The following is a 25,950-nucleotide window of genomic DNA, read 5'->3' as shown; positions in this document are numbered from 1 at the left end:
GGCTGGCGCAGAATATCCATCATTTTGCCTGGTGTTGCTGACAAAAGCAGCAGCATAAAACCGCAGCGGCCTTAATGCAAAAACCCGCCATCATCGCGGGTTTTACTTCATAGCATAGCAGCGGGTATTATCTGGCTAATAATTGCTGACGCTGAAACTCACGGATGCGCTCGACATAATGCCTGGTCGTTTGTACCGTCAGCATATTGCGCTGACCATCTAAAATTTGACCACCAAATTCTTCCGCCAGCTTTTTCGCCGCATTGTGCATCAGATTAAAATTCTGCAAGGCTTCACCAGGTCCTGGCAGCGTCATAAACAGACTTAAACCACGGGTATACATTTCATCCATCGCTTCCAAATCAAAAGTACCCGGATTAAACATATTGGCCAGACTGAACAAAACCTGGCCGGAGCCGGCATTGTCCTGATGGCGGTGAAAAATATTCATTTCACCGTACTTAAAACCAAGTGTCAGTAAACTGGGTAACAGCATAGCACCGTTGACATCCTGCCCTTCCGGCATCAGCACGTACAGGATCAACACTTCACTGGCCTGAGCTTCAGCAGCTTGCGGTTGTGCATCATCTTCGGTCGCGCTGAATGACATTTCAGGCTCAGTCCGATCAGCGCTAAAATTGAGTTGCGGCTCCTGTTCTTGCCGGCGTGCTTTGACTGGCTCGCGCAAGCGGTCTGCTTTTGGGGCAGAAGCTGCGGCTGGTTTTGGCTGCGGTTTTTCGCCCGGTGCTAATTTACGTTTTCTGCCAACGCCAAATTCATCAAAACCTTCGCCCGTTTCTTTTGAACCATCATCTTCGGCATAAAACCGGCTTTTATTCTCATTGTTTTTCCGGTTTGCCCAGATCCCATGGATCACCAATCCGGCCATTGCCAATACTGCAGCTACTGCTAATGCATAACGAAATTCTTCAGCCATCATTTTTACCTTTGTTGTTCTGTCAGGCTTGAGCCAGTTTAACGGCATCTTCCACGTCTACAGCCACCACCCGTGATACACCAGGTTCCTGCATGGTCACCCCCATCAGCTGTGCAGCCATCTCCATCGCAATTTTATTGTGACTGATATAAATAAATTGCACTGTCTCCGACATCTCCCGGACTAAATTGCAAAAACGCCCTACATTAGCGTCGTCCAACGGAGCATCGACCTCATCCAACATGCAAAAAGGTGCTGGATTTAATCGGAAAATTGAGAACACCAATGATAAAGCGGTTAACGCTTTTTCTCCACCTGATAATAAATGAATAGTACTGTTTTTTTTACCAGGTGGCCTGGCCATAATGCTCACACCGGTTTCCAATAAATCATCATTTGTTAACTCAAGGTAAGCACTGCCCCCCCCAAAGACTTTGGGGAACAAATTTTGTAGCCCTAAATTGACCTGGTCAAAAGTGTCTTTAAATTTTTGCCGGGTTTCCCGGTCGATCTTGCGGATAGCCGTTTCCAAGGTGTCCAAAGCGGCAATTAAATCATCATGTTGCAGATCCAGATACTTTTTGCGTTCATCCTGCTGGGCATATTCTTCTATCGCAGCTAGGTTGATAGGCCCTAACCGCTGCAAAGCTTCGCTGGTTTTATCCAGTTGTTGTTGCCAGAGCTCTTCAGTTGCATCCGCTGGCAGCTGTTGTTGTAACTGGGCAAACTGGACCTTTTGCTCAGTCAGCGACTCCAGCATAGTGTTGGCTCGTAGCCGGTAACCTTCAGCTTCCAGCCGCAAACTTTCCAGTTGCTTTTGTTTTTGTTGTAATTGCTGCTGCAGGCCATGTTGTCCCTGCTCCAGTTGTCGTAACTGCAGCTCCAGTGCCTGTTGTTGTTGCTGTTGACTGAGTCGGGTGGCGGCGACAGCATCCCGTTCCAGCCAAAGCTGTTGCAGTTGCTCCTGACCGGCGCCATCAGGCTCATCGAGTAAATCAAGCTGGGCGCTGAGCAATTGTAAGCGCTCGGTCTGCTGCGCATGTTGTTGCCGGCTGCGGCTCAGATGCAACTCTGCCGCTTCCAGTTGCCGCTCCAGACTGACCTGACTGAGCGCATCCTGTTGTTGTTGCTGACTGAGTTGCTGCTGGCGCGCTTTGAGTTGCTGTAACTGTTGTTGTAATTGCTGCTGCTGTTGTTGCAATGGTAGCGCCGCTTCTTGTTGCTGCAGCAATTGTTCATCGACTTCCACCTGCTGCGACTGCCACAGTTCAGCCTGCTGCTGATAAAGTGCCAGTTGCTGTTGATAACCTGCCAACTGCTGCTCAATCTGCTCTTTACGCTGACTGGCTTGTTGCAGTTGCTGGGCGGCAAGCTCGGCGGCGGTTTGCGCCTGATGCCAGTGTTGCTGTGCTTGCTGCAGCAGGGTCGCACTTTGTTGCTGCGTTAGTTGATGCTGTTGCCAGTCACTGCGACTTTGATCAAATTGGCTCTGGCTCTGCCCGTTGGCACAAGACAGTTCAGCCAGTTGCAATGTCAGTTGCTGTAACTGTTCCGCCAATGCCTGCGGGTTTTGCAATTGTGTCTGATCGGCTAACTGACGCCAGTTCGCACCAAACCACTGTCCATCAGGCGTAATCACTGACTGAGCTGCGGTTAATTCTGGTACTAATGCCAGCGCATCCTCGACGTTTTGCCGGCAAAAAATTTGCTGAAAAAAGCTTGGCAGCGGACCGGCACTGATTTTAGCGGCCAAGGAATCCAACGAAGCTGTGCCGGCATTGGCTTCGGCAAATAGATAGTTACCCTGAGATGCAGCACTGTTGTCATGATGTTTTGCCGTGATAGCCGCCGCGTTTAAACCGCCAAGCGCCATGGCCACCGCGACTGACCAGCCGCTTTCAATCTGCAGCTTGGGCAATAATGGCTGCTGCGCCAGTTGCTGGGTCTGCAACTGGCTGAGTTGTTGCTGTTGTTGCTGTAACTGTTGTTGCAATAAAGCCTGTTGCGCAAGCTGTAGTTTCAGTTCAGCCAGTTGTTGTTGTAACTGAACTCCGGCTTGCTGCAGCGCACTATGCTGTTGCTCGGCAGCACGCAGTTCGAGTACTGCGGCTGCTGTGACCTGTTGCTTTTGCTGCAACACAGCGGCCAATCCGCTGCTATCGAGCGCCTGCAACTGCACCTCTAATTGTTGCTGCAACTGCACTAATTGCTGCTGCAACTGTTGTTGGCCTTGCTGCTGTAACTGCAATTGGTTGTGTTGCTGTTGTAAGCTAAATAGCTGTTGCTGCCAGCCTTGTTGCTGCTGACGCAGCGTTACGTCTTGCTGTTCCAGTTGCCACAGCTGTTCACTGAGCTCTTCTAATTGCAACTGTCTAAGCTCAGCTTCTGGTGCTAGCTCAAGTAATTGTTGTTGCAATTCAGCCAGTTGTGCTTCTTCTTGCGCGATTAAATCCAGGCTGTGTTGTAAATTAAGCGTCAGATTGCGTTGTTCATCTGCCAGGCTTTGCTGACGCTGACGCTGATGCAGCAGCTGTTGTTCCAGCGCACTGAGATCGGCGCCTAGCTGATAAAAGCGTTGTTGTGACAGCGCCACCGCATCACGTGCTTGCTCCAGTTGCTGGCGAAGTTCAGCCTGCAGGCGAAAATCGCCACTGCCCTGTGCTTCCAGTTGGGCATGTTCCAGCGCCAGCGCTGCCAGTTGCTGCTCGGCCTGCTGCAGTTGCTGCTGAAAATGCAACCACTTTAAACAAGTCAGCTCGGCTTTATAGCGCCGCTCTGTGGCTTTTAATTCTTTATAACGCTCAGCGACGGTCGCCTGACGTTTTAATTTATCCAGATTTTTGCCCAGTTCTTCCCGCACATCACTGAGCCGGTCCAGATTATCGCGAGTATGCTTAATCCGGGTTTCAGTTTCGCGACGCCGTTCTTTATATTTCGAGATGCCGGCTGCTTCTTCCAAAAAGACCCGCAGTTCCTGTGGTTTAGATTCAATCAGCCTTGAAATCATGCCTTGTTCGATAATGGCATAGCTGCGTGGACCAAGACCGGTGCCTAAAAAAATATCGGTGATATCGCGCCGGCGACACTTGGTGCCATTGAGAAAATAATGCGACTGGGCATCGCGGGTCACCAGCCGTTTTAACGAAATTTCACTGCGATCGGCCAGGCTGCCCTGCAGTTTGCCTTGCGTGTTTTCAAACACCAGTTCCACTGAAGCCTGCGACACCGGTTTACGTTGGGTAGAACCGTTAAAAATCACATCTGTCATGGCATCGCCGCGCAGATTTTTGGCCGAGCTTTCGCCCAGCACCCAGCGCACTGCATCAATAACATTGGATTTGCCGCAGCCATTGGGCCCGACAACGCAGGTCATTGCCGCTGGAAAAGGCACCTGGGTCGGATCAACAAAAGACTTAAATCCGGCGAGTTTGATTTGCTTTAGACGCATGCCTGCTGAAATTGGGCTGGTTCGACTTACAGAATGTAACAAAATGGCACTGGGGTGTCACGGTAAAACTATTGCTGATCAGGGCTTTGCCCTCTAAGCTAACCGCTGTTAAAGCTGTTATGGCAGAAGGAAAACTACATGCATTATTTTTTTCAGGGCCTGAGTCTGCTCACCACTAAAGGTTTACGCCGCTTTGTGCTGATCCCATTGTCGATCAATTTACTTCTCTTTGCCGCCGCCTTTTTTTATCTGCTGCAGCAAGTGCAGGGCTGGGTTGATACCTTAATGAGCTTTGTGCCGGAGTTTCTGGCATTTTTAGAATATTTGCTGTGGCCTTTGCTGGTGCTGAGCACAGTACTCACGCTGGCTTTTAGTTTTACCATGATCGCCAATTTTATCGCCGCGCCTTTTAATGCGCTGCTTAGCGAAAAAGTCGAGCAACACCTGACCGGTCAGGCCTTACCAGAGCAGACTTTGGGGGCCTTTATGCAAGACGTGCCCAGAATGCTGAGCCGGGAATGGACCAAATTTGCCTATTGTTTCCCGCGCGCACTGGTGTTTTTAGTGCTGTTTTTTATGCTGCCGCTGATTGGCCAGCTGTTATGGTTTTTATTTACCAGTTGGATGATGGCCATCCAGTATTGTGATTATGCCTACGACAATCACAAAGTGCCTTTTGCTCGGATGCGGCAACAACTCAGAGCAGACTTAACCGGCAGTTATGGTTTTGGTATCACGGTCAGTATCGCCAGTATGGTGCCGTTTCTGAATTTGCTGGTGATGCCGGTCGCGGTCTGTGGCGGGACAGCCATGTGGGTCGACCGTTATCGCAACAGTCATTTGCCACGCTAGCTTGGTTCGCAGCAATAAAAAAAACCGCGCATGCGGTTTTTTTTATTCAGCTGCTTAATGCGCTTTTTTCAATTGCGCCCGGCGTTTTTTCCAGCGGTCGAGTAATTCAGTTGGCTTTTGTTCCGGCAGTTTCACAATCACTGGCCTGGAGACAATCAGGTTATTTGGATACATCACCTGTTCACCATTGCTGGTTTGCAGCACAGTGCTGAATAAATTAACTTCAATCACTTTGCCTTCCACATAATTACTGCCATCGACAATCCGTACTGTCACGCCCTGGGCAAAATTGCGCTGGCCAAGCAGAATAAAAAAAGCGGTGATATTGCTCAGCAGACTCCAGGCCGCAAACAAGGCCACCCCGACCACCGCAATCATGGACGAAGCAAGTACCAGTAAGCCTTTGATGTCAATACCCCAAATGATACTGAGCACCACCACCAGCAATAAAAACAGCAGAATATGGAACACCACCATAGCGCGGCGGTTCATTTCCTCTTTCAGCATAGTGGCCGCAATAGTGCGGTAAATAAAAGGCGCAATCCGCCGGCTCAGCACGGCATAAATCAATAGTACAATACCGCTAATGATGAGCTGGGCAATTTCCGGCCGGTACAGCTCAGTTAAATTTTTCAGTTCAACTAACCAATTCACCTGCATTCCCCTCTGACTGCTACAGGTTAATCCAAATCGTTCAGCGGCCAGCTGACAATATGATCTTCAAAATCTTCCAGCCGCACCTGCGCTTCCGAAATAGTTTTATTGCGCACTGACATCTGTTTTTTATGCATCAGACTTTTTTTGCCGCCATTGAGCAGTGGATGCCAGCCCGGCAAACCACGACCTTCCTGCAGACGACGATAACTGCAACTGGTTGGCATAAAGAAAATATCTTTTAAGTTTTCTTTGGTCAGTTTGACGCAATCTGGCACCAGTACAGTTCTGTTATCGTAACAGGTACATTCACATTTATTGCTATTGAGGTACTGACAGGCAATATTGGTGAAATACACCGTTTCTTCCGGCAAAATATAATCGGTTGGGCCTGACAGTTCTTCGTCTTCTTCATCAATAAATTTGTTCAGACAACACTTGGCGCAACCATCACAAATGGCTTCCCACTCCGCAGTGGTCATTTGTTCCAGGGTTTTACTTTCCCAGAACTTGTCTTGTAAGTTCATATTCTTTCCTGTTTGCCTGACGGCAAGCTTAACGGGCAGCGTTGGTGCTGCGGCTAGTCACCCGGGTGGTCAGCGACAACCAGGGCAATAACTGTAAGGTTAACTGATCATCGGGCTGTAATGGCCCAACGCCAGCCGGTGTCCCGGTCAGGATCACATCGCCGGGTTGCAGCATGAACCACTGACTCATTTCACTGATCATCTGCGTGATACCGCGGATCATCAAACTGGCATCGCCTTGCTGGCGTAATTGACCATTGACCTGCAAACTAAACTGCAGTTGCTGCGGCGCAGAGACCAGTGCTGCTGGCACAAAACCAGCCAGCGGACAAGCGCCATCAAAACCTTTGGCAATCTCCCAGGGCCGGCCTAATTGTTTTAAACTGGCTTGTACGTCCCTAAGGGTCAGGTCCAGCGCCAGACTAAAACCCCAGATCGCAGCCGCGACCTCGGCCGGGGACGCCTGAGACAACGTCTGGCCTATCAGCACGGCAATTTCAGTTTCATTGTGCACAGCACCGCGATCCGTTGGGATCTGCACTGGTGCTGCCAGGGCACAGAGCGCTGTGGCTGGTTTGATAAAAAACAGCGCGTCCGGCGCTGTCTGACTGCGCATTTCGGCAATATGATCATGATAATTCTGACCAATACACACCACTTTGCCGACAGGCAGGTCAATTGCACTGCCCTGCCAGTCCTGATGCTGATAACTCATGCCTGCCTCTTTTTATTGTGCGCCGCTGCTCAAGGCAGTGACTATTCATCAATGCAACACACTGTCACTACCGACACTTATTTGGCCAATGGCGGACGGATAATTTCATCAGCCAGATAACCGACACTGCTGACAAAATAATAAGAGCGATTCCAGTGCATCAGGGTCTGGTAATTAGCATAGGCCAGATAGGCCCGTCCTTCTTTGTCATCCGGCATCACCAGCGCCGCTTTAAGCGAACTGGCAGGTAAGACTGAACCATCCAGCTGGGTCAGGCCTAGCTGGCGCCAGTCATTGACGCTGCGTTCTGATTTTGCCCACCATTGCAGCCATTGCGCCCGATCTTTACTGCCTTTTGGGATCACCAGGCTGTAATCAAAATGATTGGGTAACCGCACCTGACGGCCCCAATTCACGCCGGGTTGCCAGCCTTCAGTTTTTAAATAGCTGGCAATAGAAGCAAAAGCATCAGAGCGGTTAGTCCAAATATCTTTATGGCCATCGCCGTCGCCATCCTGCGCATATTTCATAAAGGAGCTGGGCATAAACTGGGTATGACCCATGGCACCTGCCCAGGAACCTTTCATCTGCGCTAACTCAATATGACCTGCCGCCAGAATATCCAGCGCCAGAAAAAATTCCTGCTTAAAAAAAGCTTCGCGCCGACCATCATACGCCAGTGTCGCCAGCGCGGACGGCACTGAATAATTGCCAGTAATGCGGCCAAAGGCACTTTCCAGCCCCCACAGTGCCACAATAAAACGCGCCGGCACGCCGTATTGCTGCTCAACCCGACTGAGTTCAGCCCTATGCTGTTGATACATCTTGCGCGCTATGTCAATGCGCTGCTTATTGACGCGTTTCGGCAGATAAGTATCCAGCGTTTCGACAAACTCAGGCTGACCTTGGTCGGCGCTGACCACCCGCGGGTGGAATTCTAAACTGGCAAACACATCGCTGACTAAAGACGGTGGATAGCCCCGCTGCATGGCTTCTTGCTGTAACGCCTTGGCGTATAGGACAAAGCCAGCCGCCGTCTTGGCTGCGCCAGTTGAAACGGTTGCGTTTGGCGTAACAGCAGCAGCGGTGTTGGCTGTTGTGTTCACAGTCGGTTTGGCAGTGTTTTTAGCGGTGTCGGCCACCACAGTCTGGCTGCTACATGCCAGAGCAGACAGCGCCAGTACGGAAATACATACAACTCGATACACCTGAAAATCCTTATTCTGCTTTAGGGTTATGCGCCAACCAGTCTTGGTGCTCGGCCAGTAAATCTTCCGGTGGCGGTGGGATCTGCAGATAAAAGCCCTGTTCAGTCAACGCAGTTTTTACCTTTTCCAGCTCAGCACCAGCCAGCGCCTTGCGTTTGGCCAAATCCAGTAAGGTGACAAATTGCGGTTTGCCGAAGGTTTGCAGCAGAGCAGCAGGTACGGCACTGAAATCGTCACGCCGTAACAGATATAAATAAGTTTGATCTTTGCGCGGGCTTTTATAAATAACAGTTAACATGGGACAAAATCTACTCTGGGTAACTTGCCTAACACAGGCGCAGACTATACCATGAAGCGCTTATCTTGCGAACCGCTGTAGCCCGGCGACCGGCATTTTCTCTGTCATCCGGTCTTGCGCTCTGTTTGCAGCTAAGAACCCTAACCAATTTCATTCATTTTGCGCTCACGGTTGCTATGTCGGATCACTCATTTGAGTTAAAAGGAAGCCTGTTTCCTTTATCAGTTTTATATTGTCAGGATTTCAGTGTGGCTGAACTTCGGACACAACTTCAGCAGAAGCTGGCGCAGGCGCCAGGTTTTTTCCATCAGGCCCCAGTGGTTATTAATGTCGAAAATGCCGCTGATATCCCCGATTTTGTTGCTATCAAACAGCTTTTTGTGGAATTGCAACTGGTGCTGGTTGGCATTTGTGGTGCCAGCGGCGAGCTGAAAAAAGCCGCCCATCAGGCTGGTTTAGCAGCGCTGCAACTGAGCAAAAATAACAAAGCTGCCGAGCCTGCGACAAAAACCGCAGTGTCACCGGCCCCGACGCCAGCCCCTGCGCCTGCCTTGGTGGATACCAAACTGGTGGAGCAGAATATTCGTTCCGGCCAGCAAATTTATGTTAAAGGCGGTGATTTGATCATCAAAGGCACGGTCGGTGCCGGTGCCGAAGTGATTGCCGATGGCAATATTCATATTTATGGGTCGTTGCGCGGTAAAGCCATTGCAGGCGCTGGCGGCGACAGCAGTAAAAAGATCTATTGTTACAATATGCAAGCCGAGTTAATCTCAATTGCCGGTAACTATTGGTTAAGTGAAAGCCTGCAAGGCGAATTTTGGGGCAAGTCGACCTGTATCAGCTTGCAGGACGGTCAATTAGTATTAGCAGAATTATTCTAAGGATTGTGTGCTATGGCAAAAATCATAGTTGTGACTTCAGGGAAAGGTGGGGTTGGTAAAACCACCTCCAGTGCTGCCATTGGCACTGGCCTGGCTTTAAAAGGCCATAAAACCGTGATCGTCGATTTTGATATCGGCCTGCGTAACCTTGATCTCATTATGGGATGTGAGCGGCGCGTGGTGTATGACTTTGTTAATGTGATCAACAACGAAGCAAATTTAAAACAAGCACTGATCCGTGATAAACGTCTGGACAACTTATATATCCTGCCAGCTTCGCAAACCCGCGACAAAGATGCCCTGTATAAAGAAGGGGTAGAGCGGGTCCTGAACGAACTGTCAGAAGAATTTGACTTTATTTTATGTGACTCACCAGCCGGTATCGAATCGGGTGCCATGATGGCGTTATATTTTGCCGATGAAGCTATTGTTGTCACCAACCCAGAAGTGTCCTCTGTGCGCGATTCTGATCGGATCCTTGGCATGTTGTCGAGTAAATCCCGCCGCGCCGAGCAAGGCTTACCGGGCATCAAAGAACATCTGTTGCTGACCCGTTATAATCCGGAGCGGGTGATCAAAGGTGAAATGCTGAGTGTCGAAGACGTCAACGAAATCCTGGCGATTAAATTACTGGGTGTGATTCCGGAGTCGCAGGCGGTGCTGAATGCGTCGAACTCTGGTCAGCCGGTGATCCTGGATACTGAAAGTGATGCAGGTCAGGCTTATATGGATACCGTTGCCCGACTGCTGGGCGAAGAAATCCCCTTCCGTTTCCTGAATGTGGAAAAGAAAGGGTTGTTCAAACGGATTTTCGGAGGCTAAGGTATGTCGTTACTCGATTATTTCCGTTCTTCCAAGAAGAATACTGCGTCAACTGCCAAGGAAAGGCTGCAGATCATCGTTGCGCATGAACGTCGCCGCCGCACCAGCCCGGATTACTTGCCGCAGCTGGAGCGCGATATTCTGGAAGTGATCCGTCGTTATGTCGATATCGCTGATGATCAGGTGTCGGTGACCTTAGAAAAGAGCTCGGACGAACTGTCGGTGCTGGAACTGAACGTCACATTCCCGGAAGAAAAACGCTGAGCCGTTTTTTGCCGTGACCTCATAAAAAACCCGCACTGCGGGTTTTTTTATGCCCAGCAAGCCAATTGTAAAAAGTAGAGCGCGGTAAATCAAATAACGAACAGACCAATTGTTTTGGATACTACTCACTTAATTGGTCTGCCAAACGACTCGAACAGTACCGTTCATGTAAAGTCTATCGAGAGTTTCTTCGCCAATTGCTGGTAAAACTCGTATTGGGCGGCAGTTAGCGGTATTCCTTTTTCTAATCTTTCTTTAGCTGTCTCCTTCTCTCTATCACCAGCTACCCAGACAGGTTTATCGCTAAGCTTTGTTGCTGTTCGAACTTTATGAAGTAGTAGATCCATGTTTTTGCAAAAGCGCTCCATAGATGTAAATGCCTCAATATTAATTGTAATAAAAAAGTGACTGACAAATCTGGGGTGATCAAATGGTGGTGTGTATAAGTGGTTCATTTCCCAATCGAATAGACTTGAATTCAGCACACTGGTTAAGATGGTCACCATCATTGCTAGCCCTTGCCCTTTATACCCCCCTAGGGGTTTTAATGCGCCAATCTTTTTATTTTTTATGTCTATGTCACTCGCCCAGCTTTCATCTATTTCTTGCTCTGTTGCTAAAAACTGCAAAATTTTTGACAGCGATACCTGGCTTGTGGCCATATCCAGGCTAAAGAGTTCCCCATCAGTGCCTGGCGCAGCGAAGCTGATCGGATTTGTGCCAAAAATACTCTCGCTGCCGTTATGGCAAGCAACTAAAGAATCTGCATTGCTCATACATATACACAGATAGCCACGTTCAGCTGCATAGATACTGTAGTTTGATGCTGCGCCAAAATGGTTAGAGTGAGTGACACTAATTGCAGAGATTCCATTTTGCTGGGCCAGCTCTATTCCTTTACTCACGGCTTCGTACCCTGCAACGATACCAAGCGCATGACCGGCGTTCATATGGGCTACTGCTGGAAACTGATTATCGAAGGCTATCTTAGGATGTGGGTTAGCCCGTCCTCCCTCCAATTCTTTAAGATAGGTTTCCAGCAAACCAACACCATGCGAGTCGATACCTTGCAATGATGGATTTAACAGCCCCACCGACATAAATTCACGATGCTTTTGTGATAGGTCGTAAACTTCAAAGGAACGATTAATAATCTCTTTGATACAGCTAACATCAACGATTATGTGGCTCATACTTCTTCCATTATTTTAAGTGAAAGGTATTCAGATAATGCCTGAATTCCCTTTGCTATTTGAGATTTGCTGACATAACTGAAAGATAAACGAATACAGTTGTTATAATTTCCTTGAACAGAGAAAAAACTTAACGGCATACATAAAACACCGAAACGCTCTGCACACTCGTAAACATTTTTTTCGCTGAAGTTAAATGGTAACGTTAGGGTGATGAAGAAACCGCCTTGCGGATGATTCCATTGTACCCTGCCAAATAAAACACTACCTGGCGCATTAAAAACTTCATGCAACTTTTCCAACATAAAGTCTCTGTTATTTTTATAAAGCTCTTTGAGCGGCTTCACATAGTCATTGAGTGAACAGTCGTTTTCAATAAGCACACCTGCGACTATCGCCTGAGCGATCTGCCCGGTATTTACACTAATCAGGCTCTTAACCTTTGAAAACTCTGATGCTAACGACGTTATGGAGCCATCGTGATCTACCATCTGGTCACTAATCAAATAACCCACTCTTAAACCAGGGCAAACAGTCTTTGAGAATGTTCCTATGTAAATGACATCACCATGCCTGTCCAAAGATTTAAGTGTAGGAAGCTTTTCTTGACTGTAATGAAATAATCCATATGGATTATCTTCCAAAAGCAGGAGACCAGAATCTCGCGCATAGTTCAATAATTCAGTCCTTCGCGCCAGAGAAATTGATGTGCCAACGGGATTGTTAAAATCGGGGATCAAATAAAATGCCGGCGCCTCGAGCCCACTCTGCTTAATGCGGGCCGTTACTGCCTGGAGGTTCGCAATACAAGGCCCTTCATTATCACTTTCCACGACCTCAATCCGTATGCCTTTAATGCGTGCAAGCGCTGTGATCCCAATGTAAGTGGGATCTGTAACAAGAAGTACATCTCGGCCAGGTTTGAACAACACAGACAAACATAGGGCCATAGCTTCTTGAGCGCCATTGGTGACCAGTATATTGTCTGCATTTATCTCAATACCTTCGTCCTTTACTAGAGAGTTGGCGATTAACTTGTTGATTATGCCAGCAGTCTTACCGTATTGAGCAATTGACCGAAAAATAGAATCACGACTTTTGCCCTCGGTTTTCATGCAAAAATCAGCGAATACTTCAGGACTTTTTAACCACTTAGGTATATCGAAAGCCACTTCAGCAGGTCTGCCTGAAGCAAATGAGATGGCATTTGGAAATTTTTCAGCAACTTCATTGAGAAAATTCATAACCCCTAGTTGGGGATCATCCTGATATGCAAGTGCAGTGCGTTTAATTGTAATTTTCTCCCTCATAATTACACCAACTCACTTTTCTCTAACTGCACAAATAAATCTTGCACACTGTCATCTTCAAAACCTTCGTTTCCCTTGCGCTCAATAATTTCAAACATCATGCCGCTATTTTCATCTCGGTTTGAGAATATCTGCCGCAAGCCTGTTCCTTGAATGATGCTGGTTGAGAAGTGAATTCCGTTTCCTTTTAGCAGCTCAACGGAATGATCGAGATCGGAGGTCAGAAATGCGACGTGTTGCACACCAGGACCATACTTATTGATATACCGGCAAACCTGCGACTCCGCTTCCAAGCCTTGCAGTAAAACAATTGTAAATTCTCCACCAGACATAACTGCGGATACCATCCCTGAGTTTTTACCCAATGTTGTCTTGCGATCAACCAGCTCAAAACCCAGTACCGACTGATAAAATAAAATGGCTTTTTCTAAGTTCAAAACGGCTATGGCTACATGGTCTATCGATTGATAAATATTCACCATACTTTTAAAGTTATAAGAAGGAATCATATTTAGCCTCTCACCTTAAAATCGTAAATTGACCCAAATAGTGGAAATATCTCTGGTGCCTGCCTTTTTTCTATTCGAACCACATTATCTTTGTGTGCATCATCAGCCAATGAAATCGGCCAGAGAATGGTCAATTCGTTAATTCCTTCTTTGACCAGTTCCTCTGGTAAATAAAATTCATGGCGAAGCCAGTTTGAATTCAAAGCAAACTCGGTAATCGCCGTCCCATTAAACAAAAATGTGACAGGTTGCGGGCTCTTTTGATATACACCAAGACGTAGACACACTTCTGCTTTAAGTTTTTTAGCTCGTTCTGCTACAAAACAAAAATCACTTCTTCGTTGATAGCTGTTGAAATAATCTTGGGAGGTTTCTACATCATCTGCCACCATTTGTAAGTTGGCAAAAGAAAGTGAGTTGAAATATGGGTCCAGAAGATTGAATATTTGCCCATCTTGCAAAGCATGCTGGCGAATTTGAGTTCGACCCAATGCAGACGCCAAGTCTATGTCATGTTGTTTCGCACTGCGGGCAAAAGCATTAAACAACACCCGGTCAAAACACTTGTATTCCATCGATATTAAATAGCGCTGCACCTGCGGCGAAACCTCATCTAACAGTTGGGTGATAGACTGGTTCATCCAAAGTGGTGTACGGTCGTTTTGGATCTCGATGAGGCGACTCATTGTATTGATAATCTGAGGTGAACCTTTAATGGCCAACTCAGAGAAATAGTTGATAATTTCGCTCGGCTGTCCCCAGTGAGCGTTGTGAATAGCAGCCAACAAACAGGCATCAGCCTCATCCTTCTGCGAGGGCAAAGTGCGTTCATCTAATAGAGAGTTAGCTTTGGCAGCACGTTTAAAACAATTTAGCTGAACTGCATCACTAACTTTAGCCATCAGGAGCTGAATACCTCGGCTATTGAGATGGCAATAATCTAAAAAGAAAGAACGATCAGGCAAGCCACTTTCTGATGCTTCCTGCAATACTTCTTTCAAATCAATATAGCTGTGCCCTGCTTCTTTGATCGATTTGATTAGATGTTCCCGGATCTGGCTAGTAACTCTGGGAACCAGGCGACGCGTATTATCGAAGATAACTGCATCTCGCGCCGATTCCAGAGCGCGCCGTTGTGCTGTAGTATCCCCCAACGCTTTATATACATCAGCAAGTTGATAATGTGTCCACGCACATAATCCTGTATCCAACGCCAGCATCTCTAACAACAATTTTAGACAGTTCGCATATTCATATTGAGAAAGCGCCGTTAAGACTTGTTGCTGCAGAGCCAGCCACTGGGTATTATCAACAGCAGAACGCAACCAAGCTGCATCAGCAGTTGGCTCTTTCCAATCAACTAAATTAAATTCTGGGATCACCCAGTATACTGGCGTCCCCTTTTGGTTATAAACGCGCTCAGTTAATTGGCATAAGCGTTCAATATCTTTTGTCAGTGTTGATTCGATTGCATCTTTGAATGCAGCGATGCCGGAACGTTCATAACTTTCCGCCAGCGAGTTTGTATGCTTTTTGCCAGAGTGATAGGTGTTACTGTCGATCCAGTTATTACCAGCGAAGATCACAACTACGTCCGGTTCCAATTGTGCAGAGGCCTGTACTACCTCACCCAAAGTCCAAATTGTCGCGTTCGTTCGGGCAAAATCCAGCACTTCGACTCTCCCTTCGTCACTGCTTTCGTTAAGCATGCGTTCAAGGACCTGAGCTGGTGTATATGACGGATCGTAAAACATGCCACGTGCGGCTGATTCGCCAATAAAAACGACACGTTTGCATTCTTTCTGTAAATTAAATGCAGGTATCTGAGCCCAGTAAGGCCAGGATTTCGCAAAGTCTCTGGAGCGTATAAAACGGTTGTCGTGTGCTTCCAACTGCCATATCCCTACCTGTCCGGTGAAGTCTCTTGGGGCCTTTTTTGTGAAAGGGACTTCCTCTTCTTTTAAACCTACAGAAGTTAAAAGAGAATTAATATCCAGATCATGCTCATGGAATATTTGATGAGCTAATTCGTCAGCAGTTTTTCTTGATATTTTTTGTTGTTCCATCAGATCGATTCCTATAAAAATGAATACACAGCATGACCGACAGCTCGCGCTTGATGGTATTTTTTCAGGGGGGTGTTGCTGACCCCCAGATGCCAGACTTCCGGGATATCTTGTTGTGAAATTACACAATCACCTAAAACCAAGTAGTCAATTTCCGCTCGAATGAAGCAAGTAATTGCATCCATTGGCGAACAAACAACGGGTTCACCACGAACATTAAACGAGGTGTTGAGCAGAATTGGACATCCTGTTAATTGTTCAAAAGCATCCAACAGCCGATAAAATCTAGGGTTGCTACTTTCATCTACTGTTTGGACACGCGCTGAGTTGTCAACATGTGTGATTGCCGGCAGGTGCAGAGGTGAAATAACCTGACAGGTTTCCAACATAAAAGGTGAAGCCTTCGCCAGTTGAAAATGTTCCTGCACTTTGTCGAGCTTAACTGCAGGAGCAAAAGGTCTGAACCCCTCGCGTTTTTTGACGAGTCCGTTAATCTTTTCTCTCATATCCGGCCGTCTGGGATCAGCAATAATAGAACGAGCACCCAATGCCCGTGGACCAAACTCCATTCGCCCCTGATACCAACCAATGATGCAGCCTTTATTGATTTTTTCAGCGACGAATTCAACCAACGCATTCTCATTTCCCGTGAAATTATTAAAAGCGACCTGCGAATTTTTCACCAAGCGGAGAATGTCGCTGGCTGGGTATTCTGGTCCCAAATACACGTTATTCAGTGGTGCCGGATCTGGTCGTTTTCCGGTTATTCGGACATAGGCGACAGCCGCAGCGCCCAAGCTTGTGCCTGCATCACCAGCGGCAGGCTGAACAAACACATTCTCAAACGGACCGTCGCGTGATATCCGCCCATTTGCGACACAGTTCAAAGCCACACCACCAGCCATACATAAATTTTTAGAAGGCATTTGTGTATATAAATAGTGGACTTTTTCTAGCAGGATTTCTTCCAGTACTACTTGAACACTTTTTGCGATGTCTTTGTGCTGCTGCAAGAGTACTGATTCAGGGACCCTTGGCATGATGTTGAACAACTCGGTGAATTTGTCCGAAAACATTCTATGAGTGTTTAAGAAGTCGAAGTATTCCAAATTAAGTTCGTATTGCCCTTTATCTAAAACTTTAATTAGCTTGCGAACTTGTTTTGTGTATTTAGGTTTGCCATAAGGGGCGAGTCCCATAACTTTGTATTCGCCACTGTTTACTTTAAAGCCAAGAAACGCGGTGACTGTACTGTAAAACAGACCAAGTGAATGCGGAAAATCGACTTCTTCAAATATATTCAAAGATGTTTCTCCACCTGCACCGTATGATGTCGTTGCCCATTCCCCAACACCATCAACCGTCAATATGGCCGCATCACTGAATCCGGAATAGTAGTAAGCACTTGCTGCATGTGACAGGTGATGCTCGACTATTTCTATGCGCCCCGCGTACCCGGTGATGTTACGGATTTCTTGCTCTGGGCGTAGGCTATAAACATGGTCAATAACCTGCTTTTTACGTACTGTGTCGGCATCGTCAACAGCTCCCATCCAAAGTTGTCGAGACAATTTCTTTTCTGGGTTTTCGTAGTAGGCAAAGCAATCAACTTCGGCCAGACTAACTCCCGCAACTTCAAGGCAGTACCTCAGGCTTTGACGAGGAAATGAACGGTCATTCTTAACTCTGCTGAAACGTTCTTCCTGTACCGCAGCCAACAATTTCCCGTCTTTCAATATGCAACAGGAAGCATCGTGGTATCCAAAAGAAACGCCAATAATGATCCGATGTTCTCCCGGATCCTGCTTATTCACTACTTCCATAAATCACCTGTATGATTTTATTTATTAACGAGCTTCAGACTGCGTATGTTGGTGAGCCTCAACAGCGATGTCTGAGATAAGCGGTCACTTGCAAATCGCGCTTCTCTTATCAAGCACGTGGCAGCTAAGTGACCGGATTTATCCAAAACATGCGCTTATGCGCTAAACTTCCTGCAGGCTGGAGTATGGAGAACTCATTCCTACCAGCACTTTTCTGTTACCTTGATAACGCTGCCTGCCGTGGGTAAACGCCATGTTGTCTAACAGCATTACATCGCCTTTTTGCCAAGGTTCGAACACCGTATGTTTTTCATAGGCGGCACGTATAATGGACAACTCATCAAGAGAGATCTCTTCCCCATCTCCGAAGTAGACATTTCGCGGCAACTCTGTATGGCATCGCTGTTGCAGCAGGTTATCTAAAACTTCCGGTAACAGATTTGAATGATGAAATAAGTGCGCCTGATTAAACCACAGCGGCTTACCCGACATTGGATGAGTTATAGTCGCTGGTCTTTTTTGCTCTATTCGCAAACAGGTACTTGTGCCCCATTCAAAGTTTATCTGCCTTTGCCGGCATATCTGCTCAACGTCATCTCGTGAATCGGTTTGAAATACTTCCTGCCAAGGCAAATCTATTTCTGAGAAGTTCCGCACATACATCAGTCCTTTTTGTTCAAACTTGTCAACTAACTCACTGGGCAGTGCCTTATATATGACATGGCTGTCACAAACAGGTGTAGCGCCATCTTGCTCGGGCGGAATAAGACAAAAAAAGCCCAATATCATTGGCCAATCATTGGTGTATGCATTCTCATTGTGTTGTGCAATACACTGATCAGCCGGATATTCAGTGGACGTATAAATGTTGCCTTTCAACGACGTTCGTGGCGTCGAACGAAACTCGTAAGACAGCAGGTCATTTTGGCTTATCGCTGAGAGGATCTCTCTGAATTGCATGCTACTTGATACATTGAGCCCTCTTAATAGCACAACTCCTTTATCGCCAAGCAATGTTCTGACCGAATCACTGTGTTGGTTCAGCCATTCACTCAAGCTAGACTCCCGTTGACAATGTTCAATAAAGATTGAGCTTGCGCTTGGATTTGTAATATTTTCCATCACTCTGTCTTCCTTTTTACAGCTAAGCGCATGTCGGTGCCTCTGTTTCTGGCAACCACTGCCTGGCCGGATGATCCAAAGCAATCAGGTCTTTCTTAAACTTGGCAACTATGCGCTTCATAGTCGACTTATCACTGATTAGCGTCTCGTGCTCCCCTGGTACAATTTCACTTTGGAAATCAACCGGTAAATAGTCTCCCCAGCTAAAAATATACTCCTCGATATTCTCCCGGTTCGACGCTATCACCAGATGGGACGACTTAACACCTCTGATCCGACGCCATGGCCGCTCTGCCAGCCGATAGTCCAAACCTGCGTAAAGCATCATCTTGACCCTACCCAGAGATTCAAGTCCAGGCAGCTGCTGTTTATGTAAATAATCGACGGCGATCGCAAGGATACCTTCAACATCTGCTGTATCTGGCAGGCTATTAAATAAACCATCAGGCAATGGCTGATCAAAACCCGTTGCAAACTGGATAAGAAAACGGACGAAGTCCTGTACGTTATCCAACGGTTGATTTTCAAGAAGCATTGGGTCGATCAAGTTCAGGTAGTCCACTTGTTCGCCTTGCTCTAGTAGCACCAACGCAGCAGAATACGCAATTTGCGCGCCCGCAGACCAACCAGCCAAACGATAAGGACCTTCTGGTTGAAACGTCTTCAGCGCCTTGATGTAATATGCAGCCAAGTCAGTCATGGTATTAAAACGCATTTCACAATCATACAAATAAGGAGCCTGCAAACCTATGACATTGATGTAATCTGACAATTCCGCTGCTAACTGCTGATAACCGCCAACCCCCCCTGAAAACGGATGAAAAATAAACAGATTATTATCGTGGTTTTTGCCGTTTAAAAAGACTAATGAACGTTCGCTTCCTTTGCCCATTGAACTAATCTGTTCAAGTTCTTCTGCAAGTTGGCGAACACTTGGATAACTGGACAGGGTCGAAAGCGACACACCGTTATAGCCAATGTGTACCAGTTTGTTGATAACGTTAATCACAGTGCTGTCATCAGCACATATATCCACGATACGCTCAGTAACGTCAATTTGATGCGGAGGAGTGGCCGTAAAAGTACCCAGAATGTCTACTAGCTGTTTTTCAATTGTACTGTGAGCTGGGTGTGCATTCTCAAATGTCACATGCGTTTGAGTTGCTAATCCGATGATATCTCTTAACACATACTCTATGCATTTCAGTAAGTCTGCCATGTATTCAGATGAATACTGTGCCCCCTGGAACCCGAGCGAACAGGTTAATTGACCTTCTCTTACCAAAGCTTCAAACGAAAGCGGATACTCATACTTCCGATTGATGCTCTTTTGTTCGCCGACTGATTCTCTGGCCATTCTGAATTGATTGTCTTGCTGTTCAACGCTGCCAAACTGTCCCAGATAGTTGAATAACAACTCTGTACTTTGATTTTTTTCGATTTTTTTATGGTTACAAAGATACTTCAAAGCGCCATAGCCCACGCCTTTTTCGGGTATACCTTGATAATGAGACTTGACCGAATCTATGACCGCAGCCACATTGCTTCCGGGTTTTATAGTCATCAAAAATGGGAAGCTAGTTGCAAACCAACCTATAGTCTGGCTGATATCCAATGAGTCAAAAATCGGCTCACGCCCATGACTCTCAAGGATGACTCGCATGCTGTTAAAGTCACCCCAGCGGTTCAAACCCATTAATACTGCACTGAGCAGTAATTCATTTATATGGGCTTGGTAAACCTTTGGACATTGGCTAAGTAAAGCTTGGGTACTTTGCGAACAAAGACTAAAACTGTGATCCAACCATTGGTCACCTTGTAGTTTTTCAGCGTCCAACTGCTGAATATCGGCAATGCGTTTTACTGGGTAACGAACAATATGATCCCAATAGTCGCGTTGCGCTTGGACGGCTTCGCTATTTGCATAGGCTTGCAGGTATTCACCCCACTGCTGATACGATGACGTCTTCGCGCCTAGTGTCAGGACTGCTCCTTGTTGCTGCTGCCGATAGAGCAACTCCAAATCTTCCAGCAAAATACGCCACGACACGCCGTCTATCGCCAAGTGATGCACCACCAGCAACAATCGTCCTCGCTCACCTGTCGCCGACCAATGCACCACTCGCACTAATTCACCCGCCGACGGATTTAAACTGCCCTGAACTTCACTGGCTGCATCATGTAAAAACGCCCAGCTATCACCCACCCGCGTCCGCACACTCACCGCACTCTCCAGTTGCGCTGCTGTCAGCTCCACATGCTCACCACGCCACTGACCCTCAACTTTGTTAAACGCCAGGCGCAGTGCATCATGACGCCGGTACAAGACCTTCACCATCTCTGCTAAACAACCCGCATCAAAATCCACCGGGGTTTCCAACAGCACCGCCTGATTGACATGATGCCAGTCCGTCTCATCGGCCAGTAACGCCTGCTGGATGGGCAACAACACTATACCGCCATCAACCCGTCCCTGCGGCGCCACCACTTGGACGCCACTCTTCACCACCGCCGCCAACTGACGAATACTTGGCGCATCAAACAGATCTTTCACGCTAAAGTGCAGCCCCTCTTTGGCGGCACGTGAGACCAACTGGATCGATAAAATTGAATCACCGCCCAGTTCAAAGAAATTCCCGGTCACACTGACCTGCTCTACCGGCAATTGCAGTAACACTGCCCAAAGCGCCTGTAACTGTCCTTCCAACTCATGCGCTGGCGCAACGTAGCTACTGGTCATCACACCTTCACTCACCGAAGGTAATGCTTTTTTGTCCACCTTGCCATTGACCGTCAGCGGCCACGTCTTCACTTCCACACACACACTTGGCAGCATATGCTCAGGCAACCGTTGCGCCAGTTCACTGCGCAACGTGCCAACATCCAGTGCAACACCTTCTTTGCCTTGCACATAACCCACTAAGCGTTTGCCACCCTCGTGCACCTGCGCTATGACCACCGCTGACTGCACTTGCGCGCATTGCTCCAACTGGTATTCAATCTCACCCAGTTCGATACGGAAGCCCCGGATTTTCACCTGGTCATCTTCACGACCCAAAAACTCCAGCTCTCCATCATGGCGATAGCGCACCAAATCGCCGGTCCGGTAAAGGCGTCCTGCACCAAAAGGATTGGCAATAAAGCGGGCTGCGGTTAACCCTTCCCGGTTCAGATAACCCCGCGCGACACCGTCTCCGCCCAGATAAAGTTCGCCCACGGCGCCAAATGGTAGCAACTGCTGACGTGCGTCCAGCACGTAGGCCTGACTGTTGGCCATCGGTTTACCGATAGGAAGTCCATCAGACGCAACACTTGCTGGCGTTACTTCATACAAGGTGGTGAACGCCACGGTTTCTGTCGGTCCATACGCATGGAAGAAATGCTTCGGCTTACAGGTGCGCACCACCTCACACGCCGCCGCAAAGTCAACCTTATCTCCACCCACTATCAGGTAATCCAGCTGTTTAAAGCTTGCTTGCAATGCATAGGCATATTGGCGGAACAGCCCTGATGTGAGGTGCAAAATATTCGCTTTGCTAAATAACAAACGTGCTTCCAGTCGACTGGCCTCAAGCAACTCATCCGGTTGGATCACCAATAACCGGGCGCCTGACAACAACGTCGCCCAGATCTCCCAAGTTGCGGCATCAAATGACGGGTTGGCACAGAAGGCGACGCAAGTTTGTGGCTGGATGTCGATCTTAGTATCACAATAAACCGAGCGCATGATGTTTTTATGGCTAACCATGACGCCTTTTGGTTGCCCGGTTGAGCCTGAGGTGTACATCACATAAGCCAGCGCATCACTTTGTTTGATATCTGACCGTGGGTTATCAATGGAATAAGACTGACAAGTGTCCCATTCAAGCAACAGCGGATGTAAGTGCACACCTGCACTGAGGATGTGCGTCAGTGGGCTGTCTTCTTCAACCAGCACATGGGTGAGCCCGGTATCCTCACACATAAAGCGAATACGTTCTTCAGGGTAGCTTGCGTCGATAGGGACATAGGCAGCACCTGCTTTCAGTACAGCCAGCATGCCAACAATCAGTTCCGCGGAGCGAGCACAACTCACACCAACCAGGCTGCCGGCAACTACCCCTTGAGCTTGTAAGTAATGGGCGTATTGGTTCGCCATTGCATTCAGCTCAGCATAGGTCAGCCGGTCCGCGCCACTTTCTACTGCGATGGCGCTAGGTTGCAACATAACTTGCTGCTCAAACAACAGATGTAATGGCTGATCCTGACGATAAGCCTGACTGGTTTTGTTCAGTTCCTCTACTAAAAGGGTCTGATCAGCGCCCTTAATATTCAGTACTTCTGTTGAATCAACGTCTAACAAAGTTTCTAATATACTCGTCAACCCCGAATGGAATTGTTCAATCAACCCTTCATTAAATAAAGACGTGTCATACAACCATCTCACGTTAAAATGTTCATCACTAATTTCTACACTAATATCCAATTCGAACTTGGCTAGCTGTACGTTGCTACCCAAAGTTTCGAAGTGTAATCCAGTTACAGCTAGATCTGGATTTTCAATAGTATTAAGTGATAAGAATATCTGAAAAAGAGGGGTGTACTGGTTGCTGCGTTTCACTTTACAGAAATCTGCCACCTGATCAAACTGCACATCTTGGTTGGCTTGAGCTTCAATATTAACCAGCTTAATATGTTGTAGATACTCATGCTTGTAATGAAAGTCAGTATTCGTTCTTAATACCAAGGTATTTACAAATAGACCAATCAACTGTTCCAGATCTTCAGATACCCGATTGGCAACTGGTGTCCCAATCATAATGTCATGCGTGTTAGAAAACTTCGATAACATCATGGCAACTGCGGCATGGATCACCATAAAAGGAGTCATTTTGTGTTCTGTACACACCGCGTGTAATTTGCCAAGCAAATCAACAGGTAATTTTTTAATCAGTGATTGGCCACTCACCAGAGATCTTGAAGAACGCGACTGCATAACTGGTAAACTATGCACATCTGGTGCACCTGCAAGCTTCCTTAACCAATATCTTAACTGTTCTTGTATTAATTCGTCGTCGACAATCGACTGTTGCCAATGCGCATAATCAATATATTGCAAAGGCAACGGTTTGTCATTCTGAGAAAAACCTGACAGTATCGCTTCATAATTTGAAGCGAATTCATTAATCATAAGGCCAATAGACCAACCATCCGAAATGATGTGGTGCATTACTAAGATTAATAGGTGTTGCTTCTCGTCACTGTCTGACGGCAACTGAGCGTATACACCTTTTATTAACCTGTCGTTCTGTAAATCAAACTTATAACTAAACACATTATCGATAATTTTTCCGACTTCCGTTGGCCCCAGACCCACATTACTTAAGTTGTCAAACTCGAACTCAACTAAATTATGTATTATTTGATAAGGTTTACCATCAATTTCTTTTATGTTTGAACGCAACGCTTCGTGTCTTGAAATAACTTTGCTGATAGCCTGATTTGCAATGCAAACATCAAAATCACCTGTAATTTTCAACGCTACTGGCATGTTATAATTCGGTGAACCACCCTCTATTTTGTCGATGCGCCATAGTCTTGATTGTGCTCTGGAAAGAAGGTAATGCTCTTGATCACGAGCAACTGGCTTAATGATGTTTTTTTTAGTCGCCAATGACGAATTATGCTGATGTTCCGCTATAGCCAAAATAATTGCTTTTTTGTTCTCTTTTAATTGGCTAATCAGGTCTTCTGAAGGCATCTCGTCGAAACTAATGTCTAGCTTGTCACCGCTGACCTTTAAGACAACACCTTGCTCTTCACACTGTCTAAAAATTTCACTTACATGCATATTATCAACTCCCATAACCCTAAATCCTTATCCGACGTTTGTTTCTTTCTTCGTAAACGACAAAGATTTTTGCGCCGGTCGCAGCGTTTATTACACCTTGTTTTTGTTCTACTTCAACGCCTCTTACAAAGGCCCCTTTGTAACTTCCCCCCAAATCGAATATCCCCCAGATAAAGTGAAAATTCTCAATCTCTCCGTCCAGTGTGCATGCGGGGTAAACATCAGATTCGCAAAATTCCTGCGCTATCCACATTCGACTTCTCAAACAGGACTCGATCAGGAGGTTCCATTCAAATTGTGGGGTCTGCTTGCCAATAAACACATCTCGGCCTTCATGAGACAAGGTTTTCTTTAATACAAGCTTATCTTTATACTTGGCTACAAATTCTTTACGATTAACGTATTCACCATTCCACAGCATATCCCCCTCTATCAGCCTGGTTGTGAATGGGATATGTTTCTGTATGATTGCTACTTCTTCTGGCTCTAGATTCGCTAAGAGCTCAGGCTCATGTAATAGTGAGTACAACACTTTGTTCCCCATTACAGACGAAACGATGCCGTCAAAAAACACGAACTTGTTTTTCGCACAGCTATTATAGATCTGAGCGCTCACGACATCCGGGGTTCTTATGTCATCCTTGATGGTTGTAAGCATTACATCCATTTCAATATTGTTGTAATAAACGCAGCCATTCAAATCAAATACTAAATCATCGAAGCTGTGGATAATATAGCCTTTAATTTCAACCGCGACGCCCTCTCCCTCCATGGTTGAGAAAGAAGGGATTATATATGCCATATCTTTCTCATCCATAGGGCTCATGCTTGGGATGAGTATGTTAACCGTTTTACGTCCTGGCTTAATTCTTATCACCATATCAACCAGCGAGAGAAATATTTCCTTAAATATGTTTCGCTTATATATCTGAAGCTGTCTGGTCTTTGGATATTTATTTAAGAAACCTTCAAACTCCGATTCGTACCAGTCATACTGCCAGCCCCCTAAAGTTGATCCAACATTGGTCTCCACCATTTTTATCGTATTATTGCTAAATAGCAGGTCATGACGGATAAACATTTCTTCAGGCTTGATGTCGATTTTATTAAAGAGCTCGTAAAAATGCTCTGGCATCCTAAAATAATCAGAGAAATGAGCTGAATCCTCCTTAAAATATAATTTCAAAGCCTTGGTATAGAGCCGTGGAAGCTTTTCGATAATGTGTTCAAACTCTCTAACCATCGGCTGAGAAACTATCACCGGCCACGGTGTCATCGGATACTTATAGCCGTGCATCAAATGATTCACAGACTCAGAATATAGATCAATTTTCTCCGATTTAGCTTCAGTAGTCTCAGACAAAAACTTAATTAACTCAAAGTTGGAATTTGAGTAAAATCTGGCCCTTTCTAAATCCAGAGTGGGCTCAACACGTTCACTTACATTTTCTATTTCCATATTTATATTTCTCAAATTCGTTATTGTAT

Annotated in this window: 19 protein-coding genes; 4 read left to right on the top strand and 15 right to left on the bottom strand. The window is 46.6% G+C overall.

The features are described 5' to 3' along the window. Positions 1 to 127: 127 nt before the first annotated feature. Together zipA and smc are read right to left on the bottom strand one after the other, a co-directional pair. Positions 128 to 940: a cell division protein ZipA gene (zipA, locus tag AC53GJ_RS07715; RefSeq protein ID WP_496732037.1), complete on the bottom strand. Its 813-nt coding sequence runs from the start codon at positions 938 to 940 to the stop codon at positions 128 to 130. A 19-nt stretch (positions 941 to 959) separates the two neighbouring features. Further along, complete coding sequence (gene smc, locus AC53GJ_RS07710; protein ID WP_496732036.1) at positions 960 to 4,385, bottom strand: chromosome segregation protein SMC; 3,426 nt, start codon at positions 4,383 to 4,385, stop codon at positions 960 to 962. Positions 4,386 to 4,523: 138 nt separating this feature from the next. On the opposite strand from smc, the gene cysZ reads away from it, so the two are divergent. Continuing rightward, entirely contained in the window at positions 4,524 to 5,237 is a 714-nt protein-coding gene (cysZ, locus tag AC53GJ_RS07705) for a sulfate transporter CysZ (RefSeq protein WP_496732034.1), read from the top strand. Between the two features lie 54 nt (positions 5,238 to 5,291). Here cysZ and AC53GJ_RS07700 read toward each other — a convergent pair whose 3' ends face one another. The 5 genes from AC53GJ_RS07700 to AC53GJ_RS07680 form a co-directional block, all read right to left on the bottom strand. Next, the gene (locus tag AC53GJ_RS07700; RefSeq protein ID WP_496732032.1) at positions 5,292 to 5,897 is read right to left on the bottom strand and encodes a mechanosensitive ion channel domain-containing protein; all 606 of its coding nucleotides are present in this window, start codon (positions 5,895 to 5,897) and stop codon (positions 5,292 to 5,294) included. A gap of 20 nt (positions 5,898 to 5,917) precedes the next feature. After that, positions 5,918 to 6,418, bottom strand: coding sequence for a YcgN family cysteine cluster protein (locus tag AC53GJ_RS07695; RefSeq protein ID WP_496732030.1), 501 nt, complete (start codon positions 6,416 to 6,418; stop codon positions 5,918 to 5,920). A 28-nt stretch (positions 6,419 to 6,446) separates the two neighbouring features. After that, on the bottom strand, positions 6,447 to 7,133 hold the full coding sequence (locus tag AC53GJ_RS07690) for a fumarylacetoacetate hydrolase family protein (protein ID WP_496732029.1): 687 nt from the start codon (positions 7,131 to 7,133) through the stop codon (positions 6,447 to 6,449). Between the two features lie 77 nt (positions 7,134 to 7,210). Next, on the bottom strand, positions 7,211 to 8,341 hold the full coding sequence (locus tag AC53GJ_RS07685; protein WP_496732027.1) for a lytic murein transglycosylase: 1,131 nt from the start codon (positions 8,339 to 8,341) through the stop codon (positions 7,211 to 7,213). A gap of 10 nt (positions 8,342 to 8,351) precedes the next feature. Next, positions 8,352 to 8,639, bottom strand: a complete 288-nt coding sequence (locus AC53GJ_RS07680) for a YcgL domain-containing protein (protein WP_496732026.1) — start codon at positions 8,637 to 8,639, stop codon at positions 8,352 to 8,354. A gap of 248 nt (positions 8,640 to 8,887) precedes the next feature. Between AC53GJ_RS07680 and minC the strand changes: the two genes are divergently transcribed. The 3 genes from minC to minE are packed head-to-tail and all read left to right on the top strand — an operon-like array spanning position 8,888 to position 10,609. After that, the gene (gene minC, locus AC53GJ_RS07675; RefSeq protein WP_496732024.1) at positions 8,888 to 9,523 is read left to right on the top strand and encodes a septum site-determining protein MinC; all 636 of its coding nucleotides are present in this window, start codon (positions 8,888 to 8,890) and stop codon (positions 9,521 to 9,523) included. 12 nt (positions 9,524 to 9,535) lie between these two features. Continuing rightward, positions 9,536 to 10,345: a septum site-determining protein MinD gene (minD, locus tag AC53GJ_RS07670; protein ID WP_496732023.1), complete on the top strand. Its 810-nt coding sequence runs from the start codon at positions 9,536 to 9,538 to the stop codon at positions 10,343 to 10,345. Positions 10,346 to 10,348: 3 nt separating this feature from the next. Continuing rightward, positions 10,349 to 10,609: a cell division topological specificity factor MinE gene (gene minE, locus AC53GJ_RS07665; RefSeq protein ID WP_496732022.1), complete on the top strand. Its 261-nt coding sequence runs from the start codon at positions 10,349 to 10,351 to the stop codon at positions 10,607 to 10,609. 164 nt (positions 10,610 to 10,773) lie between these two features. On the opposite strand, the gene AC53GJ_RS07660 is transcribed toward minE, so the two are convergent. The 8 genes from AC53GJ_RS07660 to AC53GJ_RS07625 form a co-directional block, all read right to left on the bottom strand. Further along, positions 10,774 to 11,802, bottom strand: coding sequence for an Ldh family oxidoreductase (locus AC53GJ_RS07660; protein ID WP_496732021.1), 1,029 nt, complete (start codon positions 11,800 to 11,802; stop codon positions 10,774 to 10,776). After that, positions 11,799 to 13,112, bottom strand: coding sequence for an aminotransferase-like domain-containing protein (locus AC53GJ_RS07655; RefSeq protein WP_496732020.1), 1,314 nt, complete (start codon positions 13,110 to 13,112; stop codon positions 11,799 to 11,801). The genes AC53GJ_RS07660 and AC53GJ_RS07655 overlap by 4 nt, the downstream gene beginning before the upstream one ends. 2 nt (positions 13,113 to 13,114) lie before the next feature. After that, entirely contained in the window at positions 13,115 to 13,621 is a 507-nt protein-coding gene (locus AC53GJ_RS07650; protein WP_496732019.1) for a VOC family protein, read from the bottom strand. 2 nt (positions 13,622 to 13,623) lie between these two features. Next, the gene (locus AC53GJ_RS07645) at positions 13,624 to 15,687 is read right to left on the bottom strand and encodes an SGNH/GDSL hydrolase family protein (protein ID WP_496732017.1); all 2,064 of its coding nucleotides are present in this window, start codon (positions 15,685 to 15,687) and stop codon (positions 13,624 to 13,626) included. Positions 15,688 to 15,698: 11 nt separating this feature from the next. Next, positions 15,699 to 17,510, bottom strand: a complete 1,812-nt coding sequence (locus AC53GJ_RS07640; RefSeq protein ID WP_496732015.1) for a carbamoyltransferase family protein — start codon at positions 17,508 to 17,510, stop codon at positions 15,699 to 15,701. Positions 17,511 to 17,672: 162 nt separating this feature from the next. Further along, positions 17,673 to 18,632, bottom strand: coding sequence for a TauD/TfdA family dioxygenase (locus tag AC53GJ_RS07635; protein ID WP_496732014.1), 960 nt, complete (start codon positions 18,630 to 18,632; stop codon positions 17,673 to 17,675). Between the two features lie 22 nt (positions 18,633 to 18,654). Next, positions 18,655 to 24,477, bottom strand: a complete 5,823-nt coding sequence (locus AC53GJ_RS07630; protein WP_496732013.1) for a non-ribosomal peptide synthetase — start codon at positions 24,475 to 24,477, stop codon at positions 18,655 to 18,657. Between the two features lie 4 nt (positions 24,478 to 24,481). Next, on the bottom strand, positions 24,482 to 25,921 hold the full coding sequence (locus tag AC53GJ_RS07625) for a hypothetical protein (protein WP_496732012.1): 1,440 nt from the start codon (positions 25,919 to 25,921) through the stop codon (positions 24,482 to 24,484). Positions 25,922 to 25,950: the final 29 nt, after the last annotated feature.

Source organism: Rheinheimera sp. B2H12 (assembly GCF_059620065.1).
This window is presented reverse-complemented; position numbering and strand designations above follow the sequence as displayed.

Bases quoted from the DNA above. Each gene is read 5' to 3' on its own strand.
- AC53GJ_RS07695 (WP_496732030.1), bottom strand. From the start codon at position 6,418: ATGAACTTACAAGACAAGTTCTGGGAAAGTAAAACCCTGGAACAAATG.
- AC53GJ_RS07640 (WP_496732015.1), bottom strand. From the start codon at position 17,510: ATGGAAGTAGTGAATAAGCAGGATCCGGGAGAACATCGGATCATTATT.
- AC53GJ_RS07635 (WP_496732014.1), bottom strand. From the start codon at position 18,632: ATGGAAAATATTACAAATCCAAGCGCAAGCTCAATCTTTATTGAACAT.
- zipA (WP_496732037.1), bottom strand. From the start codon at position 940: ATGATGGCTGAAGAATTTCGTTATGCATTAGCAGTAGCTGCAGTATTG.
- AC53GJ_RS07700 (WP_496732032.1), bottom strand. From the start codon at position 5,897: ATGCAGGTGAATTGGTTAGTTGAACTGAAAAATTTAACTGAGCTGTAC.
- AC53GJ_RS07650 (WP_496732019.1), bottom strand. From the start codon at position 13,621: ATGATTCCTTCTTATAACTTTAAAAGTATGGTGAATATTTATCAATCG.
- minE (WP_496732022.1), top strand. From the start codon at position 10,349: ATGTCGTTACTCGATTATTTCCGTTCTTCCAAGAAGAATACTGCGTCA.
- AC53GJ_RS07660 (WP_496732021.1), bottom strand. From the start codon at position 11,802: ATGAGCCACATAATCGTTGATGTTAGCTGTATCAAAGAGATTATTAAT.
- AC53GJ_RS07625 (WP_496732012.1), bottom strand. From the start codon at position 25,921: ATGGAAATAGAAAATGTAAGTGAACGTGTTGAGCCCACTCTGGATTTA.
- AC53GJ_RS07690 (WP_496732029.1), bottom strand. From the start codon at position 7,133: ATGAGTTATCAGCATCAGGACTGGCAGGGCAGTGCAATTGACCTGCCT.
- minD (WP_496732023.1), top strand. From the start codon at position 9,536: ATGGCAAAAATCATAGTTGTGACTTCAGGGAAAGGTGGGGTTGGTAAA.
- AC53GJ_RS07655 (WP_496732020.1), bottom strand. From the start codon at position 13,112: ATGAGGGAGAAAATTACAATTAAACGCACTGCACTTGCATATCAGGAT.
- AC53GJ_RS07645 (WP_496732017.1), bottom strand. From the start codon at position 15,687: ATGGAACAACAAAAAATATCAAGAAAAACTGCTGACGAATTAGCTCAT.
- AC53GJ_RS07680 (WP_496732026.1), bottom strand. From the start codon at position 8,639: ATGTTAACTGTTATTTATAAAAGCCCGCGCAAAGATCAAACTTATTTA.
- smc (WP_496732036.1), bottom strand. From the start codon at position 4,385: ATGCGTCTAAAGCAAATCAAACTCGCCGGATTTAAGTCTTTTGTTGAT.
- cysZ (WP_496732034.1), top strand. From the start codon at position 4,524: ATGCATTATTTTTTTCAGGGCCTGAGTCTGCTCACCACTAAAGGTTTA.
- AC53GJ_RS07630 (WP_496732013.1), bottom strand. From the start codon at position 24,477: ATGGGAGTTGATAATATGCATGTAAGTGAAATTTTTAGACAGTGTGAA.